Raw genomic sequence first — 17,374 nt, forward strand, 5'->3', positions numbered from 1 at the left:
TTTATCAGCTCTTTTCATTGTTAAAAACTTCTAATTTTTCTTTATAATTTTGAAACTTGCTGATTCTTATCATACCATGCTCTGCTGTACTAACAAACGGTATTCGATATTTTTTCAAAGTATCTAATGTTTCTTGATGTGGGTGGCCATATCTATTATTCTTACCAGCAGAAATCACCGCTAACTTCGGTTTTATTTGATCAATAAATATTGGATCAGTCGCAGTTTTACTGCCATGATGACCTGTTTTAAGAATTGATATTTGTAAATTGGGATATTTTTGAATAACCTTTTTTTCACCAGCTCGGTCCAAATCGCCAGTAATAAGATAGCTATATTTCCCGATTGTTCCAAATAAAACAAGAGAATCTTCGTTTTTTCCTATACCTTGATTAAAAGGATGTAGAATCATCAATTCAGCATCCTGTTTTTTACTATTATCTGTCATAGGTATCACCATTTTAGGCGGTCGAGTAGATTCTATTTTTTTAATGAATTGTGGCAGTTGTTCCATTCCAGATGGAACAATCATTCTATCGACGTCTATTTTGGTTAATATAGACGGAAAATTACCTATATGATCTGCATCTTGATGCGTCAAATATAAATAGTCTATATGACTGATTCCTTTGCTTAATAAATAATTAGTAATAATTTTTTCACCAGAAGTTTGATACTCCTTTCTAGTTCGCCAGCTATCCATCTTAAAATGAACTTTACCGCCTGTATCTACTAATGTAATTTGCCTATTAAACGGCTTTCTTATCAATGTTGAATCCCCTTGACCAATGTCAAAAAAAACGACTTCTTGCCGAATTGGAAAATGGATCCATAGAAATACCATAACATAGAAACTAACTAATATTGCCCATCTTTTAATACACGAAGGATGTAAAAAACATGTTAAGGTGCACATGAAAAATAGCATGCACATATTTAAACTGGGTTTACCAAACGTTATCGTTAATGGTAAACGTGCTAGTTCATCAAAAAAATAAATAAACGTTTTTAATACAGTATTTATCCCATCCATAACAACCTTAAAATGAATCCCAACCATTCCTCCAAAAATTACAATTGGTAGGATTAAGAATTCAAAAATAGGAATAATAAAAATACTAAGTACAATTGATAGAACATTCCACTGATAAACGTTGAAAAAAATAAATGGCAAACTAAATAAGTTTAGCCAAATACCTGATTCAAAAGTACCTTTATTCTCCATAAAGATTAGTAGTAATGACATTAGATAGCTCAACTGACCGCCAAATGTGAACAGTACTTGTGGTTCAATCACCAATCCTATTAACAAAGCGAAACACCAAACCGTAATCCCTTGGACAGGTTTATCAATTAGTTCACAAATAAGTTGAACCATACACATAAAAATTGCACGTCGTAAACTACTAGATTCCCCTGCAATAACTAAATAGCATGGAAGTAAAAAAAGTAATCCTTTGGCTACTGTCTCACGTGGGATTAATAGTCTATTTCCTAACGTTCTTATTAACATCACAAAATAATATACATGTAAACCCGATAAACAGAATAAATGAATTAATCCTAATTGTCTTATAGAGGCTAAATCCTGATTGAATTCCTGAGTCTTATCACCAATTACCAAAGCATTCAAAAATTTATCTAACGGATTGGATAAAGAATTAAAATAACTTTTTAATTCTGCTCGTAATTCATGTAACTTACTTATCACGGATTCAAGCGATAAATTCATGACATTTTTTTCACTATTATTAACTTTTATAATAGTCATACTATTGTAAATTGATTTAGTTCGCATAAAACTTTGATAATCAAACTCGTTTTCATTTGTCGCTGATTTAATTTTTTGTAGCTTAGCATCAACGTTTATAATTTTAGTGTGTTTATTATGTTTAATCTTATTGAGTTCATTTTGTGACTTACAGTTATAAAATCCTCGAATTTTTTGTGAATTAGAAATTATTTGTCCATCAAAACTAACCAAATCACCATTGATTGAATAATCATCAGGGTAAATTTTCACATTAACATTTTGTACCTCTTTTTCAACTACAACTTGCTTCTGGCTTTCCTTCGCATTACTGTAAAAATAAATACCAAAAATTAAAATACAGACACAACAAATATAAAAAGTTATCGAACGTTTTAACGTAATAATTCGTATAAAAATAACGATAGCGAAAATAATCCAAATAGGATTGTAATTTACAACATATAAACTTGTTATTCCAATAACTAACGTCGCAAAAAATAGATCAACTGCTTCAACTGATTTTATTCTGAAAATATTTTATTCAGAACAATTTCTTCAATATAATTTTTATCAACTTTTACTTGCTCAAAAATAACATTATTTCTTTCTAATAGTGATATGGCATAATCATCATTATGATAATTACGTAAATAATATATTTTTTTCACGCCGGATTGAAGTAGCATTTTTGTACACTGTAAACAAGGAAAATCTGTCACATAAATTTCTGAATTATCTGTCGCTGAGCCAAACTTTGCACACTGTAAAACTGCATTCATTTCTGCATGAATCGTTCGTACACAATGTCCGTCTACAAGGTAGCAACCTTCATCTATACAATGTACATCCCCTGAAACAGCGCCGTTATATCCGCCTGCAATAATCCGTTTATCTCTAACAAGTATCGCACCAACAGATAATCTTTCACATGTACTTCTTAATGATAGTAATGCAGCTTGCGTCATAAAATATTGATCCCAAGGAATTCTATTATCAGGCATTTAGGTATTTCCTTCTTTCATTTTTTTATAGTATATCAAAAATAAATCTTTAAAAAAAGTTAGACCGCTAATGAGTCCTTTAGACTTTCATATGTTTTATCACCGATGCCGCCAACTTCTTTTAATTCATCCGTAGTTTTAAACGATTGATGTTCTTCTCTATATTGTAAAATTTGTTCTGCTTTTTTTGGTCCAATTCCAGTCAACCCTTGCAGTTGTTCTTTCGTTGCGGTGTTTAAATTAACCGTTGATTCATCATTCGATTTATCCTGAGTTCCTGTAGTAGACCCTGCATCCATAACAGAAGATCCTTGGGCAGTAGTAGCTGCTACTTTATTTTCTTTTACTTCCCCTTTTGCCGGAACATATATAACCATCTCATCTGTTACTTTTTGAGCTAAATTAATCTGTTTCTGATCAGCGTTAGATAAAAATCCCTCAGCTAAATCGATTACCTGACTAATTCTCATTCCTGTTTTCATTGTGTATATACCTGGTTTTTTTATATTTCCTTTGATATCCACAACGATTTTCCCACCATTTGAGGTTTCTAAATGGCTTGATATATTTTTTTCCGAGCTAGACGACGTACTAGTAATACTATTAACTAACATATCATCTGTTTTGCTACTTTTATGTTGTGTAACTATTGAAAAAATGGTCAATGCTATTACAGATACCACACAAATAATGATAATTTTTCGATATTCAATTCAAATTTTTTTTATTTGATCCATCTTATCCACCTCCCTCTTATATTTAAATACGCAAAAAAACGAATTTCATTTAAAATGAAATTCGTTTTTTTCCTTAAATCATTATCACGTATTTTAATGATGATTCATTTTATTTAAGTTAATCTTCCTTACTAATTACTTCATGACATTTTTTAATCATAGCTACTTTTATATGATTAGGTACCATATTTGAAATATCTCCATCAAATTTAAATATTTCTTTCATTAAACTTGAGGAAATATGTGCGTATTTAGGATTAGCAAGCATCAATACAGTTTCCACTGTTTCATCTAACTCTTTGTTCATCAATGCAATATCTTTTTCATATTCAAAATCCCTATTATTTCTAACACTACGAATAATTATTTTAGCATCTAATTGGTGCATTAAGTTAATCGTTAAATCTGATTCAACACTAACTACTTCTACATTTGCTAATGAAAAGGTAGCTTCACTAATCAAATCTACCTTTTCATCAGCTGTAAACAATGACTTCTTTTTAGTATTAGTCATAACTGCGACAATAACTTTATCAAAAATTTGGCTTGATCGAACAATAATATCTAAGTGTCCATTAGTTAATGGATCGAAACTTCCCGGAAAAACTGCATTCATTTTAGTTCTCCTTTTGATAAATCGTTACCTGTGTAATTCCATAATTTTGTCTCCTAAATAGCCTGAATCCAGAAATATCATCAGGTAAGTTAGCATATTGATCTGTTTCACAAATAATTAAAGCTTGATTATTTAACAACTCGCTGCTATCTATTTTTTTTATCGTATCAATTATTTCTTGGGTCTTATAAGGTGGGTCTAAAAAAACAAGATCAAATGTTTCTTTACCTTTTAATAGTCCAATTGCTTTATCGGCATCTTGCTTATAGACCGTAAACTTATCTTCTTCCTTTGTGATAGCAATATTATCATTAATTGTTTTAATTGCTTGATACTGTCTATCAATTAGAAAAGCATGCGAGATTCCTCTAGAAACAGCTTCGATACTTAACCCTCCGCTACCTGCAAATAAATCTAACGATTTACCGCCATCAAAATAAGGACCAATAATATTAAACACTGATTCCTTAACTTTATCCGTTGTAGGTCTTGTTGCCATACCCGGAACTGCTTTTAATTTTCTTCCGCCATATTCACCTGAAATTATTCTCATATACTTTACTCACTTTTATTTTTAAATTTTTCTTGATCTTCATCTGTTAATTTAAATGCTTTTTCACCCATTCGAGACCCAAAGTCCATATCAATATCAGGGCGATGCGATACTTCTGTCTTTTTAACAAATTTTAAATTTTGAATTTTCTTAATCGTCTCGGGTAGGTCTTCTTGATTCATATAAATGACAACATATTTCATTTTTTTTGAAATATATTGAATAATACCGAATCGTTTCAACTGCTTAATTTGCTTCATATGGTATAAAAACACAATGACACCTTGTCTTTTTTGTATAACTAACTTAGTCCCATTTTCTTCGTCAAGCATTTGATTATGACCCCCTTTTTATTTATTATTTAGTAATTCCTTTTTTCTTAAAGCTGATATATTTAAAACTAAGCCTACACAGAAACTCAAGATAAGCATACTTGATCCGCCATAACTAAGAAATGGAAATGTTACACCTGTTATTGGTAAAACACCTGATATACCACCAACATTAAATACAGTCTGCACTGTCATAAACGTCGCAATTCCATAACAACAAAGTGAATGGAAAGTTTCTTTACTTTTAGAACCAATAAAGATAATTCGTCCAATCATACTGAAAAGTAATATTAAAATAAAAAATACCATCAATAATCCAAGTTCTTCACCTGTAATTGCTAATATAAAATCAGTATACGGTTCTGGTAGATAGCCTCGTTTTTGGATGCTATTTCCTAGTCCTGCACCAAAAATACCACCATTACTTAATGCATAATATGAATTTACCAGCTGTTGTCCAGTTGATTGCTGATATTTAAACGGATCATTGAATCCACTAAATCTTTTAGCCATATATGCTAATGGACCACCAGAATCTGGAGAAACAGATTTTAATTTTGATAATAATATCATTAAAGTACCCATGCCACCAACAGAAATTAAAGAAGTTATTCCAATTGAATACCCACTAGCCAAAATAATGATTAATACTGCACTAAAATTAATAATAAACCCACCCACATCTGGTTCAACCAAAATTAAAATGAGTGGTAAGGCTACTGCAATCGCATAGATAAAACGACGTTTATTTCTACCCTCATAACTTAATTCTTTATTTTCACGGAATGCAACTTGTTGCGCCATAAACAAGACTAAAAAAATCTTGCTGATTTCTGCGGGCTGAATGTTAAAAGAGCCAAAGTTAATCCATCCTGCTGCACCATTAACTGTTTTACCGCTAAGTACTACGTATAAAAGTAGCAGAATGGACACTGCACCAAATAATATTATAAATCCAGAACTTTTAAAAAAATTAACCTTCATTGAATATATAAGGAAAGCAACTAGCAATCCTAAAATGGCAAAAAGCAATTGTTTTTTTAAATATGTCGTTGGATCGCCACCCGCCATTTGAACCTTATATGAACTAGCAGAATAAACCATGACCACACCAATTCCGGATAATATGATATACGGTATAAAAATAAAATAATCAAGATATTGTAATTTTTGTGTTATTCTTTTTAAAATTTGCATTTTTAATCCAACTTATTTCTTCATTTTTTCAAATTTAGTACTAAAGTGTCTATTCGAAGTTACTTCAAGATTCTTTATCTGCTTCTTTTCAGTTTTTTCTTCAAACAGAGCACACTCCAACACAAAATCTACTTCACGAGAAAAACGAACAATTAAGTATCAACTACTTCTTAAAATGTAACATAACCAAGCTAGTAAAATGTATTTCGCTGTTTCCAGATAAATTTATTTATTTTATCTACATTTTCTTGCAAAGTGACCATCACATTTTCTTTAGAAATGTTGTTTTTCATCGATTTTATTCTCTCGTGACTCCTAATAGTATACCATATTACTATTTATCATGATTAAAAAAAAGAGTTGAAAATGAACTTAATCATTTTCAACTCTTTTTAAATTAACCTTTTTTTGAATCTGTTTTATGTTGTTTTTGAGCTTTTTCACGCATATTTGTATCTAAGATACGTTTACGTAAGCGTAAATTATTTGGTGTGATTTCTAATAATTCATCCGTGTTCAAGAATTCCAATGATTCTTCAAGAGTAAGAATAGTTGGTTTCTTGATTGAGGCTGTTTGATCTTTATTAGAAGAACGAACATTACTCATAGCTTTTCCTTTAGTAATATTTACAGAAATATCACGTTCACGGCTACTTTGTCCAACAACCATTCCTTCATAAATATCAGTAGTAGGTGTTACATAAATTGTTCCACGTTCTTCAATACTCATAATTGAATATGTTGTAGCTTTTCCTGAATTAATAGAAACTAATGCGCCATTACGACGACCAGGTTCCCAGTTACGGATAACTGGTTTGTATTCAGAGAAAGTATGATTTAAGATACCGTATCCACGAGTCATTGAAAGGAATTGTGAATCATATCCAATTAAACCACGAGTAGGAGCTGAGAAAGTTAAACGAGTTTGGCCGTTATTACCGGTCTCCATGTTAATCATTTCACCCTTACGTTGAGCCATTGTATCAATAACACCACCAGAATATTCATCAGGTGTATCGATTTGGACGCTTTCAAATGGTTCTTGCATCTTGCCTTCGAATTCACGGTAGATAACTTCTGGACGTGAAACTTGAATTTCATAGTCTTCGCGACGTAAAGTTTCAATTAAGATTGATAAATGTAATTCTCCACGACCTGAAACAACCCAAGCATCTGGAGAATCTGTATCTTCAATTTTCAATGAAACATCAGTATGCAATTGTAATTTAAGACGATCTTCCATCTTTCGAGCAGTAATGTTTTTACCATCTTGTCCAACAAATGGTGAATCATTCGTTCTGAATGTCATTTGTAGTGTAGGTGGATCAATACGCATTAATGGTAATGCTTCTTGATGATCACTTGGTGTTACAGTTTCACCAACGAAGATGTCATCCATCCCTGAAACTGCAATTAAATCACCGGCTTTAGCTTCATTAATTTCAACACGATCTAAACCGAAGAAACCAAAAAGTTTTGAAACACGGAAGTTTTGAACTGAGCCGTCAAGTTTAATAACAGAAACTTGATCACCAACAGCAATTTTTCCACGGAACACACGACCAATACCAACACGACCAACATATTCATTATAATCCAACATTGAAACTTGGAATTGTAATGGTTCGTCACTGTTATCAACTGGTGCAGGAATTGTATTTATAATTGTTTCAAAAACGTCATCCATAGAATGTTTTTGAGTTTCGATATCTGGATCCATACTTGATGTACCATTGTATGCACTAGCATAAATAACAGGGAAATCAAGTTGTGCTTCATCAGCACCTAATTCAATAAACAAATCAAGAACTTCATCAACAACTTCTTGTGGACGAGCACCCATACGATCAATTTTGTTAATAACAACGATTGGTACTAATTGTTGTTCTAAAGCTTTTTTCAAAACAAAACGTGTTTGAGGCATTGTTCCTTCAAAAGCATCAACGACAAGTAAAACACCATCAACCATTTTCATGATACGTTCTACTTCACCACCGAAATCGGCATGTCCAGGTGTATCTAAAATGTTAATTTGTTTGTCGCCAACTCTAACAGCAGTATTTTTTGATAAAATTGTAATACCACGTTCTTTTTCAATATCATTTGTATCCATGGCACGGTCACTAATTTCTGAATGGCCATCCAATGTATCTGATTGTTTTAATAATTCATTAACTAATGTCGTCTTACCGTGATCGACATGGGCGATAATCGCAATGTTACGAATGTCATCTCTTGTTTTCAAGTTTGTTCTTCCTTTCGTTGGAGCCTTAATATTTTTACGAATAATAACTACAGTTCACTATTATAGCAGACAATTAACACACTTACTAAAAGTTTTCATACTTTTTCATAAATAAATCGCATAAAAAAACTGCGACTTGTTAGTCACAGCCACAACGCGATTCTACTAAAAACTATTTAGTAGTTTTAAAATGTCCTCTTGTGCGTTTTCCGTTGCTATTAATACATCTGCTGATTGTAACATATCGAGCTCTAACCCGTCAATTGTTTTCACGGTGATACCAAGAGTTTCCGCCAATATTTTACCGGCTGCAAAATCCCATGGTTTTAAGTGAGAAACATAACCAATTTCTTGTCCACGTAATATGTGAACAAACTCAATACCGGCACTTCCATAAACCCTAGCACCTGAACTATGTTGAACAATTGATTGTAAATGCTTATAGTCCATCATTAACATAGGTGAGCTACAACCTAGCAAGCCATCCTTAAGTGCTATATTTTCAGGCTTTTCAAGTTTTTTATCGTTGGCAAAGACGCCCCTATCTGGCCCACCAGAATATAAAACATTATTCATTACATCCATAATGAATCCCAATTTTCCAATACCGTTTTCATAAATACCAATCATAATCGCGAAATGATCTTTCTGTTTGACAAAATTCATTGTGCCATCAATTGGATCAACAATCCAAACAGTACCATCTAAATTTGTTACATCATCCCCAAAACCTTCTTCACCTAAAATTTTGGCTTTCGGATCAAAGGTACGAATTTTGTTTACTAAAAATTTTTCAGTCTGTTTATCCATATTAGTTACAAGATCAACTCGACTACTTTTTGTTTCAACAGACAATGGATTTCCAAATGCATGAATAATATTTTCACGTGCCTCTGTCAGCCAACTTTTAACCTGATAATTAACCTCATCAATATTCAAATCATAACCTCCCTATTGGTTAATTTTAATAACGTCCCTTGTACTCTCTCTTGCAAATTTCATTGTACGATAAATACTAAAACCTGATTCATCTTCGTACGATCTGCCTATTTGTTTTTCCTCCATTTTGGAAGGAACAATTTTTTTAAACTCACGATAATTATAAAGCAATTCTTCTCGATCAATACCTGTAGAATTTGCTAATTCTATTGCTTTATAGAATTCACTGACAGAGATAATTTCTTCAGTAGTCCAATGTGCTTCTAATGGGTAATCAATTTTATTATTCATAATTTAGTGTGTTAAACTCCCTTTATTTTTACTTTATTTAATTATTGAATTAATTTTCAACTAATACTTTCAATATACTTGAAAGTAATTACTATGTTTCATTTTACAGCAATCCATTAAAAACTAAAAGAAATGAAACATAACTATTAATTTTCAAATGGCCTACAGATATGATTATTTTATGCTACAATGTACCGTAGAATATTAATTTGGAGGTACTATTTTGATTAAAATAACAATGAAAAATATCATTCGTGAAGGTAATCCAATTTTACGAAATCGTTCAAGCGAAATGACTTTTCCGCTTTCAGATGATGATAAACAACTCGCACATGATTTAATGGAATTTTTAGAGAATAGTCAAAATGAAGAAATAGCTGAAAAATATCATCTACGCGCAGGTGTTGGCTTAGCAGCTCCGCAATTAGCAATTTCTAAACGAATGACTGCTGTCTTAATCCCTGGCCCAGAAGGTGAAGAGCCCACACTTAAACAAGTGTTAATTAATCCTACTATTTTAAGTCAGTCAGTTCAAGTTGCTGCACTTTCAGAAGGTGAAGGTTGCTTATCAGTTGATAGAGATGTCCCTGGATATGTGCCAAGAGCTGATCGGATTACACTTCGTTACTTTGATATCGAAGGTACACAACATAAAATCCGCTTGAAAAATTATGAAGCAATTGTAGTCCAACATGAAATTGATCATTTAAATGGTATATTATTCTTTGATCATATTAATACTGACAAACCATTTGCTATACCGAACGATGCTATTATGCTTGAATAAATAACTAAAGAGTTTCTCCAATAATTAATTTATTGAAGAAACTCTTTTTATTTCACTTTAAACATACTGTTTGAACTATACCTTTTTTAAATCTTTAGTATACATAATTGTCTCAACATTAACCAAATGTGCTACCTCTAAATGTAAAATACCGTCTAAATACCAAAGATCTGTTACTTCAAATGCCGATTTTGCTTCGACACTTTTTTTAACCAGGTTCATCATTTCAAATTCTTCAAATAAATTGAAAAAAATGTTTCTTATTTTCCCGATATTCTCTTCTGAAGGAGACTTCATCTGAAATTGATACTCAAATACCATGACCCTCTTACCCCAAACCTTTGAAACAATTTCTGTAACCCTTAGTATTTCAGAATTAATACCATATTCATTACCATGTAGTCTATTTAAAGCAAATTCAACCGCATTATCTGTAATAAGTTTGCTTTTATTTTTAAGAATAGTAATCTGTCTATTTCTTTTCAGACGGTTATAATTTAAAATTATGATGATCATTAAAACCACTACAGTCACTATTTTAACTACCAACCACATTTATAAAACACCACTCTTCCTTATACGATAACTTTTCATAATTATAACATGTCTGTTAAATTTTATCCTTTATAAGTCTATTCAAATCGGTCTATTCTATACTTAAATAATAATATATGATAAAATATAAATTATATGTTGTGCAGACAACCCCCAGTTCGGTTTCTAATTTCCATTTCAAATCATTTTAACCAAAATGATATCAATTTAATTTAAAGGAGTTTTACAAATGATTTTTAAAGTTTATTATCAAGAAACACAAGATAGAAATCCACAAAGAGAAGAAACAAAATCACTTTTCCTTGAAGCAAGTTCTGAAATTGAAGCTCAAAGTATTGTTGGTCACCAAACAACACATAACATTGAATTCATTGAAACATTATCAGATAAAGCTTTAGCATATGAAAAGGAAAACCCTACATTTAAAATGACGGAGTTTTCTGAATGAAAAAGATAAATGTTAAAAATAACGAGACTGGTGTTTTTGCAGTCGGCGGATTAGGTGAAATTGGTAAAAATATGTACGGCATCCAGTTTCAAGATGAAATTATCGTCGTCGATGCAGGAATCAAGTTTCCGGAAGATGAGTTATTAGGAATTGATTACGTTATTCCTGATTTTCAATACTTAGTTGCCAATCAACAAAAAATTAAAGCATTAGTTATCACCCATGGTCATGAAGATCATATTGGTGGTATTCCCTATTTATTAAAACAAATTAATGTCCCAATTTATGCTGGACCATTGGCTTCAGCATTAATCAAAGGAAAATTAGAAGAACACGGGTTACTTGCCACAACAGAAATGCATGAAATTGAAGAAGATACTGTTCTTAAATTCAGAAAAACGAGTGTGTCGTTCTTTAGAACAACTCATTCAATTCCTGATACTTTAGGTGTCGCAATCAAAACGCCATCTGGTAACATTGTAGTCACTGGGGACTACAAATTTGATCTAACACCTGTTACTAATCAGCCGCCCAACCTTCAAAGAATGGCTCAACTTGGTGCTGATGGTGTACTTTGTCTACTATCTGATAGTACAAATGCAGAAATTCCTAATTTTACAAAATCAGAAAGATTCGTTGGTAAATCAATTCGACGAATTTTTGAAAAAGGTGAAGGCCGCATTATCTTTGCTACTTTTGCTTCAAATATTTCCCGAGTACAACAAGCTGCTGAAGCTGCTGTTGCCAAAGGCCGTAAAATCGCTGTCTTTGGACGTAGTATGGAGGCAGCAATTGTTAACGGACGTGAATTAGGATACTTAAATATTCCAGATGATGCCTTAATTGATGCACGTGATATTAATTCATTACCCGCAAATGAAATTTTAATTTTATGTACGGGATCACAAGGTGAACCAATGGCAGCTCTTAGCCGTATCGCTAATGGGACTCATCGTCAGGTTTCTATTCAACCTGGTGATACTGTTGTTTTCTCAAGTTCTCCAATTCCTGGTAACACAATCAGTGTAAACCACGTTATTAATGAACTTTCAGAAGCTGGAGCAACTGTTGTCCATGGTAAAGTAAATAATATTCATACTTCTGGTCATGGTGGCCAAGAAGAACAAAAATTAATGCTCAGTTTGATGAAACCTAAGTATTTCGTCCCTGTCCATGGTGAATATAGAATGCTTAAAATTCATACTGGATTAGCTGAACAAATTGGCGTTCCAAGAGAGAATAGCTTTATTATGGAAAATGGTGATGTCTTAGCTCTAACTAGTGATTCTGCTCGAATTGCTGGTCATTTTGAAGCTGATGATATTTATGTCGATGGTTCAGGAATTGGTGATATCGGTAGCGCTGTCCTAAATGATCGACAAGTCCTTTCTGAAGAAGGCCTTGTTGTTGTCGTTGCAACGATTGACATGAAAAAACATGAAATTCAAGCAGGACCAGATTTATTATCTCGTGGATTTGTCTATATGCGCGAATCAGGAGAATTAATTAATCAAGGTCGTCGTCGCTTATTCCGTGTCATGAGTCGCTTATTAAAAAATGATAAAATTACAGAAGCCATGATTAATGATGCAATCGTTGATGACTTACAAAAATTCTTATATGAACAAACTGAACGTAAACCAATGATTTTACCAATGTTAGTTATCGTTTAACAAAAATAGCTCAATATTCTAATTAGAATATTGAGCTATTTTTATATAATCAAAATTTATCTTTAAATCCTTTTAAATTTTAGTTATAATTATTAGTATTAATTAAGGAGGGAAGTTCATGAATCAATATTTCATTATCGTTAATGAGTCTGCTGGAAGTGGTCGTGCTAAACAAATTTGGCAATCTATTGAAAAAAAATTAATTTCTCAAAATGTCTATTTTAAGGCCCATCTGACAGACTATATTGGTCATGCTTCCCTTCTAACGGAAAATTACGCCAGACATTATCACCCCATCGAAACAGACAATAATCAAATTATACTAGTTATTGGCGGCGACGGTACTTTAAATGAATGTATCAATGGTGTTAAAAATGCGAACACATTTGATATCCCAATTGCCTATATTCCTGCAGGATCAGGAAATGATTTTGCTCGAGGTGTCGGTATCCCCAAATCTCCACTTGTAGCTCTTGAACAAGTATTAAACACAACTTCACCTAAACTATTAAACTTAGGTGTCATGCACGAATTATCACGGCATGAAAAAAAATACTTTATAAATAATGTTGGCGTAGGTTTCGATGCGCAAATAGTAAGTATCGCAAATCAATCAAGTTCAAAGAAACTATTGAATAAACTTCATCTAGGATCGCTTACTTACTTAAGCGCCCTATTAGGAACTTTATCAAGACAAGCTGCATTTCCCATAACTGTCCGGGTGAATGGCCATCAAGAATTTTATCAAAATGCCTTTCTTGTAACAACATCAAATCATCCCTACTTTGGTGGCGGTGTTCCAATTTTACCAATGGCAGATCCGACAAAAAATAATTTAGACTTAATTATCATTGAAAAACCTAGTGCACTAAAATTAATCTATCTAGCCATTTTACTGAAATCTGGTAAACATATTAACCAAAAAGGTGTTCACCATTTTACATCAGATAAAATTAAACTTTCCGTTGACTCTTTAGAGTACGGTCAAATGGATGGTGAAGACCTAGGAACCCGTTTCTTTGAAATTGAGTATAGCGTCTTATCATACCCATTTTGGATTAACTAAAAAGCCTATATATCTCATTTAATTGAGATATATAGGCTTTTTCTATGGTCGGCTATTCTCCATTCCAATCATTGGATCAATTGAACCATCCATAATATTGTCGTTAGTTAAAATAAATTTTTCAATTAAAGTTGGAACAGGCGGAGCTATTTTAATAGATTTTTTAGCTAGTTGGCTCTCTTTAATCGAATCATCAACTTTTTTAATATCACCATCAAAAATCTGTTCAATTCGTAATAATAACGTTGTTTTTCTATTGGCTGATTCATTCTCAACACATTCTTCAAATGATTTTTCTTCGCCAAGCAAAATCAATAACTGGCTAGCACGGGTAATTGCGGTATACAGTAAATTACGTTTAAGCATTCGCTTATACTGCGAAACCATTGGCAAAATAACCATTTTAAACTCACTACCTTGAGACTTATGAATAGATGTGCAATATGCCAAAGTTATTTTTTGCCATTCATTTCGCCTGTAAGTCACTTCTGTTTGATCAAAAGCAATAACTAGTTCGTCTACCTTATCTTCGCTATCTTTGGCCAATGTAATTCCTACAATCTTACCTATATCTCCATTAAAAACATTATTTTCAGGACTATTAACAAGATGTAACACCTTGTCACCAATTCTAAATTTTTGATCTCTAAAAAGTACTTCTTTTTGTCTACTATTTTCAAGTGGATTCATAATATTTTGTAACATTTCATTTAAACGATTAATTCCCGCCGCACCTCGATACATTGGTGCCAGAACTTGAATATCACTTGAAGTGAACCCTTTATTCTTAGCTCGTTCAACAACCTGTTTAATAATTGATTCAACTTGAAATTCACGACTCGCGAAAAATGAACGATCCTTTTGATTCTGTGTAAAATCAGCAGGTAATTCACCTTTTTTTATTGAATGTGCGAGTGAAATTATTGATGACCCATCACCTTGACGATAGATATCCGTTAATTCTTTTCGCTCAAGATAGTCACTTTTCAATAAATCATAAAATGTTTGCCCAGGACCAACAGAAGGCAATTGATCTTTATCACCTACAAAAATGACTTTCATATCTGTAGGTATTGCATTCATTAATGTATTCAATAAATACGTATCAACCATCGACATTTCATCGATAATTAATAAGCCACCTTCTAAATCTTTCGTTTCAACATCATTATTCGATTCTCTTCCAGTTAGTCCTAAGAGTCTATGGATTGTACTGGCAGGTAATCCAGTCGTTTCAGTCATTCTTTTTGCTGCTCGCCCAGTAGGTGCAGCTAAAAGAATAGGAAATGTTTGTCCTTCTCCATAACTACTAAGATCGAGCGAAAAGTCATTTAATTCCGCAAATAACTCCACGATACCATTAATAACGGTTGTTTTACCCGTTCCTGGGCCACCTGTTAATAAAAATATCTGTGAATTCATAGCCGCCCTAATGGCATTAATCTGTGACTCACCATAATTCATATCAAGTTTTTTTTCAATCTTACGAATTGCTTTATCAATATCTTTTTCTGCTAACTTACCTTTTTCTTGCCCCGATGAAAGTAATCTTTTTAAATGTTCAGCAATTTGGTATTCTGCATGATACAGATTTTTTAAATAAATACGCTGTTCATCACCGACAACGAGTCCTGATTTAGCTAAATTAATGAGTTCTTTTGAGATTGCCTCAGGGTTTATTCTGACTCTTCGACTACTCTCTAATAATCGTAAAGATGCTTCCAACAACGGCTCTGCAGTCGCATAGGTATCGCCATCTTGTTGACATAAATCATTGATACTTTGCAAAATACCTGCTTGTATTCGACCTGAAGAATCAGCTGCAAATCCTAATTCTCCAGCAATTTGATCTGCCTTTTTAAAGCCAATATTTTCAATATCATTTACTAGTTGATATGGATTTTCTTGAATAATTTCAAGGGTTTTTTCTTTATAAGTTTGATAAATAGTTGCGGCTAATTGACTACCAAATCCAAAACCATTTAATCCAATAATAATTTGTTCCATCCCATTATTTACTCGAACAGTCTCTAATATTGTTGTTTTCTGCTTGTTTGATAATTCTAATGAATCAAGTACAGTATCATCTGCTAATATTTTATCAATTGTTTTCGTTCCTAACTTTTCAACAATTGATTCCGCAGTCTTTTTCCCAATCCCTTTAAATTCTGAGCCAGATAGATAGGTAATAAGCCCCATTTTTGAAGTAGGTGTTTCATTTTGATAATTACTCGTTTGAAATTGTTTCCCATATTTGGGATGCTCAACTTGTTGACCATAGAAGCGGTACGTAGATTCCTCTTTAATGTCAGCAAAATTACCAGTAACAACAACCTCATCTTCAGGCCATTCCAAATTACTTTCAATACTGTGAATTAGAATCACTTTATAAAAACTATCTTGGCTTTGAAAAAATATGGTTGCAACCTTACCAACCAAGTAAGCTTGTGTTTCATCACTTTGAGGATCATCATTAAATAAATTTAGTTTCTGAACAACCATTATTTCACATCCTCTTTATTTATCACGTAATTTTATAAACGATTCTATTTCACTTAATCTTTGTTTTTGTGCCTCAAAATAGGCCTGATTGGCTATTTTTGAACGATCAAAATAAGTATTGAATTCAATTCCTAAAACCATATTAGCTAAGCCTCGTTGAAAATTAGCCTTTGCATTATTTTCATCTATTTTAAGAACTAAGTCATAATATTTACCAGCATTTTCAAACTGACCCAATGCTAAGAAAATATCGCCAATTAATTCGTTGGCGTCCATATTTTTAGGATTTATTTCTTGAGCCGTAATCGCAAATACTAATGCTTGTTGATACAGCTCTTGAGCCATATATGATTGTGCTAACATTAAAAAAGCTGTTTCTTTCAACTTTTGATTAGTTACTTTTTGAAATGATTGAATTGCTTCAGAATACAGTTCTGCCTCGTAAAACACGTTACCAAGACCATATTGTAATAAATCAACTTGTTCATTTTTCTCATCAAAATATCCAATAGCTTTTTTATACAGTTCTTCCGCCTGAGGGTAGTCTTTTACTTTTGTTAAATAACTACCTAATTCATAATAAGCCGTTTGATTATTAGGTTCTTTTTCAACCTTTTCAACTAATTGATGAATAATATGTTTTGATTCTGCTTCTTTTTCTTCTCTCTTACCCATTATT

The 17,374-nt window shown here is 32.3% G+C and carries 17 protein-coding genes; 4 read left to right on the forward strand and 13 right to left on the reverse strand.

Features of this window, described 5'->3' with window-relative positions:
• Positions 1-4: 4 nt before the first annotated feature.
• The 10 genes from AC1RP1_RS05290 to AC1RP1_RS05335 all read right to left on the reverse strand — a co-directional run bounded on the left by AC1RP1_RS05290 (position 5) and on the right by AC1RP1_RS05335 (position 9,664).
• A complete protein-coding gene (locus AC1RP1_RS05290) occupies positions 5-2,023 on the reverse strand; it encodes a DNA internalization-related competence protein ComEC/Rec2 (RefSeq protein ID WP_481761708.1) in 2,019 nt (672 codons plus the stop codon).
• 251 nt (positions 2,024-2,274) lie between these two features.
• Positions 2,275-2,754, reverse strand: coding sequence for a ComE operon protein 2 (locus AC1RP1_RS05295; RefSeq protein ID WP_409022402.1), 480 nt, complete (start codon positions 2,752-2,754; stop codon positions 2,275-2,277).
• A gap of 59 nt (positions 2,755-2,813) precedes the next feature.
• Positions 2,814-3,419, reverse strand: a complete 606-nt coding sequence (locus AC1RP1_RS05300) for a helix-hairpin-helix domain-containing protein (RefSeq protein ID WP_481761707.1) — start codon at positions 3,417-3,419, stop codon at positions 2,814-2,816.
• Between the two features lie 190 nt (positions 3,420-3,609).
• On the reverse strand, positions 3,610-4,107 hold the full coding sequence (gene coaD / locus AC1RP1_RS05305) for a pantetheine-phosphate adenylyltransferase (protein ID WP_481761706.1): 498 nt from the start codon (positions 4,105-4,107) through the stop codon (positions 3,610-3,612).
• A 1-nt stretch (position 4,108) separates the two neighbouring features.
• On the reverse strand, positions 4,109-4,660 hold the full coding sequence (rsmD, locus tag AC1RP1_RS05310) for a 16S rRNA (guanine(966)-N(2))-methyltransferase RsmD (protein WP_481761705.1): 552 nt from the start codon (positions 4,658-4,660) through the stop codon (positions 4,109-4,111).
• 5 nt (positions 4,661-4,665) lie between these two features.
• Positions 4,666-4,992, reverse strand: a complete 327-nt coding sequence (locus tag AC1RP1_RS05315) for a YlbG family protein (RefSeq protein ID WP_481761704.1) — start codon at positions 4,990-4,992, stop codon at positions 4,666-4,668.
• A gap of 18 nt (positions 4,993-5,010) precedes the next feature.
• Positions 5,011-6,189, reverse strand: coding sequence for an FtsW/RodA/SpoVE family cell cycle protein (locus AC1RP1_RS05320; RefSeq protein ID WP_481761703.1), 1,179 nt, complete (start codon positions 6,187-6,189; stop codon positions 5,011-5,013).
• A gap of 397 nt (positions 6,190-6,586) precedes the next feature.
• A complete protein-coding gene (typA, locus tag AC1RP1_RS05325; RefSeq protein ID WP_481761702.1) occupies positions 6,587-8,434 on the reverse strand; it encodes a translational GTPase TypA in 1,848 nt (615 codons plus the stop codon).
• A gap of 165 nt (positions 8,435-8,599) precedes the next feature.
• Positions 8,600-9,373: an inositol monophosphatase family protein gene (locus AC1RP1_RS05330; RefSeq protein WP_481761701.1), complete on the reverse strand. Its 774-nt coding sequence runs from the start codon at positions 9,371-9,373 to the stop codon at positions 8,600-8,602.
• 12 nt (positions 9,374-9,385) lie between these two features.
• A complete protein-coding gene (locus AC1RP1_RS05335) occupies positions 9,386-9,664 on the reverse strand; it encodes a UPF0223 family protein (RefSeq protein ID WP_481761700.1) in 279 nt (92 codons plus the stop codon).
• Between the two features lie 238 nt (positions 9,665-9,902).
• On the opposite strand from AC1RP1_RS05335, the gene def reads away from it, so the two are divergent.
• A complete protein-coding gene (def, locus tag AC1RP1_RS05340) occupies positions 9,903-10,451 on the forward strand; it encodes a peptide deformylase (RefSeq protein ID WP_409022787.1) in 549 nt (182 codons plus the stop codon).
• A 75-nt stretch (positions 10,452-10,526) separates the two neighbouring features.
• Here def and AC1RP1_RS05345 read toward each other — a convergent pair whose 3' ends face one another.
• Entirely contained in the window at positions 10,527-11,006 is a 480-nt protein-coding gene (locus tag AC1RP1_RS05345) for a hypothetical protein (RefSeq protein ID WP_409022393.1), read from the reverse strand.
• Positions 11,007-11,235: 229 nt separating this feature from the next.
• Here AC1RP1_RS05345 and AC1RP1_RS05350 point away from each other — a divergent pair, with 229 nt between their 5' ends.
• The 3 genes from AC1RP1_RS05350 (at position 11,236) to AC1RP1_RS05360 (ending at position 14,193) form a co-directional block, all read left to right on the forward strand.
• Complete coding sequence (locus AC1RP1_RS05350) at positions 11,236-11,454, forward strand: DNA-directed RNA polymerase subunit epsilon (protein ID WP_409022392.1); 219 nt, start codon at positions 11,236-11,238, stop codon at positions 11,452-11,454.
• Positions 11,451-13,127: a ribonuclease J1 gene (gene rnjA / locus AC1RP1_RS05355; RefSeq protein WP_409022391.1), complete on the forward strand. Its 1,677-nt coding sequence runs from the start codon at positions 11,451-11,453 to the stop codon at positions 13,125-13,127. Before AC1RP1_RS05350 ends, rnjA begins: the two co-directional genes overlap by 4 nt.
• Before the next feature lie 118 nt (positions 13,128-13,245).
• Positions 13,246-14,193, forward strand: coding sequence for a diacylglycerol/lipid kinase family protein (locus AC1RP1_RS05360; RefSeq protein WP_481761699.1), 948 nt, complete (start codon positions 13,246-13,248; stop codon positions 14,191-14,193).
• Between the two features lie 42 nt (positions 14,194-14,235).
• Here AC1RP1_RS05360 and recD2 read toward each other — a convergent pair whose 3' ends face one another.
• The gene (recD2, locus tag AC1RP1_RS05365) at positions 14,236-16,695 is read right to left on the reverse strand and encodes an SF1B family DNA helicase RecD2 (protein WP_481761698.1); all 2,460 of its coding nucleotides are present in this window, start codon (positions 16,693-16,695) and stop codon (positions 14,236-14,238) included.
• Between the two features lie 15 nt (positions 16,696-16,710).
• The gene (locus AC1RP1_RS05370; RefSeq protein WP_481761697.1) at positions 16,711-17,370 is read right to left on the reverse strand and encodes a tetratricopeptide repeat protein; all 660 of its coding nucleotides are present in this window, start codon (positions 17,368-17,370) and stop codon (positions 16,711-16,713) included.
• Between the last annotated feature and the right edge of the window lie 4 nt (positions 17,371-17,374).

The organism is Dellaglioa sp. CoH-56-MRSF-13 (assembly GCF_056782095.1).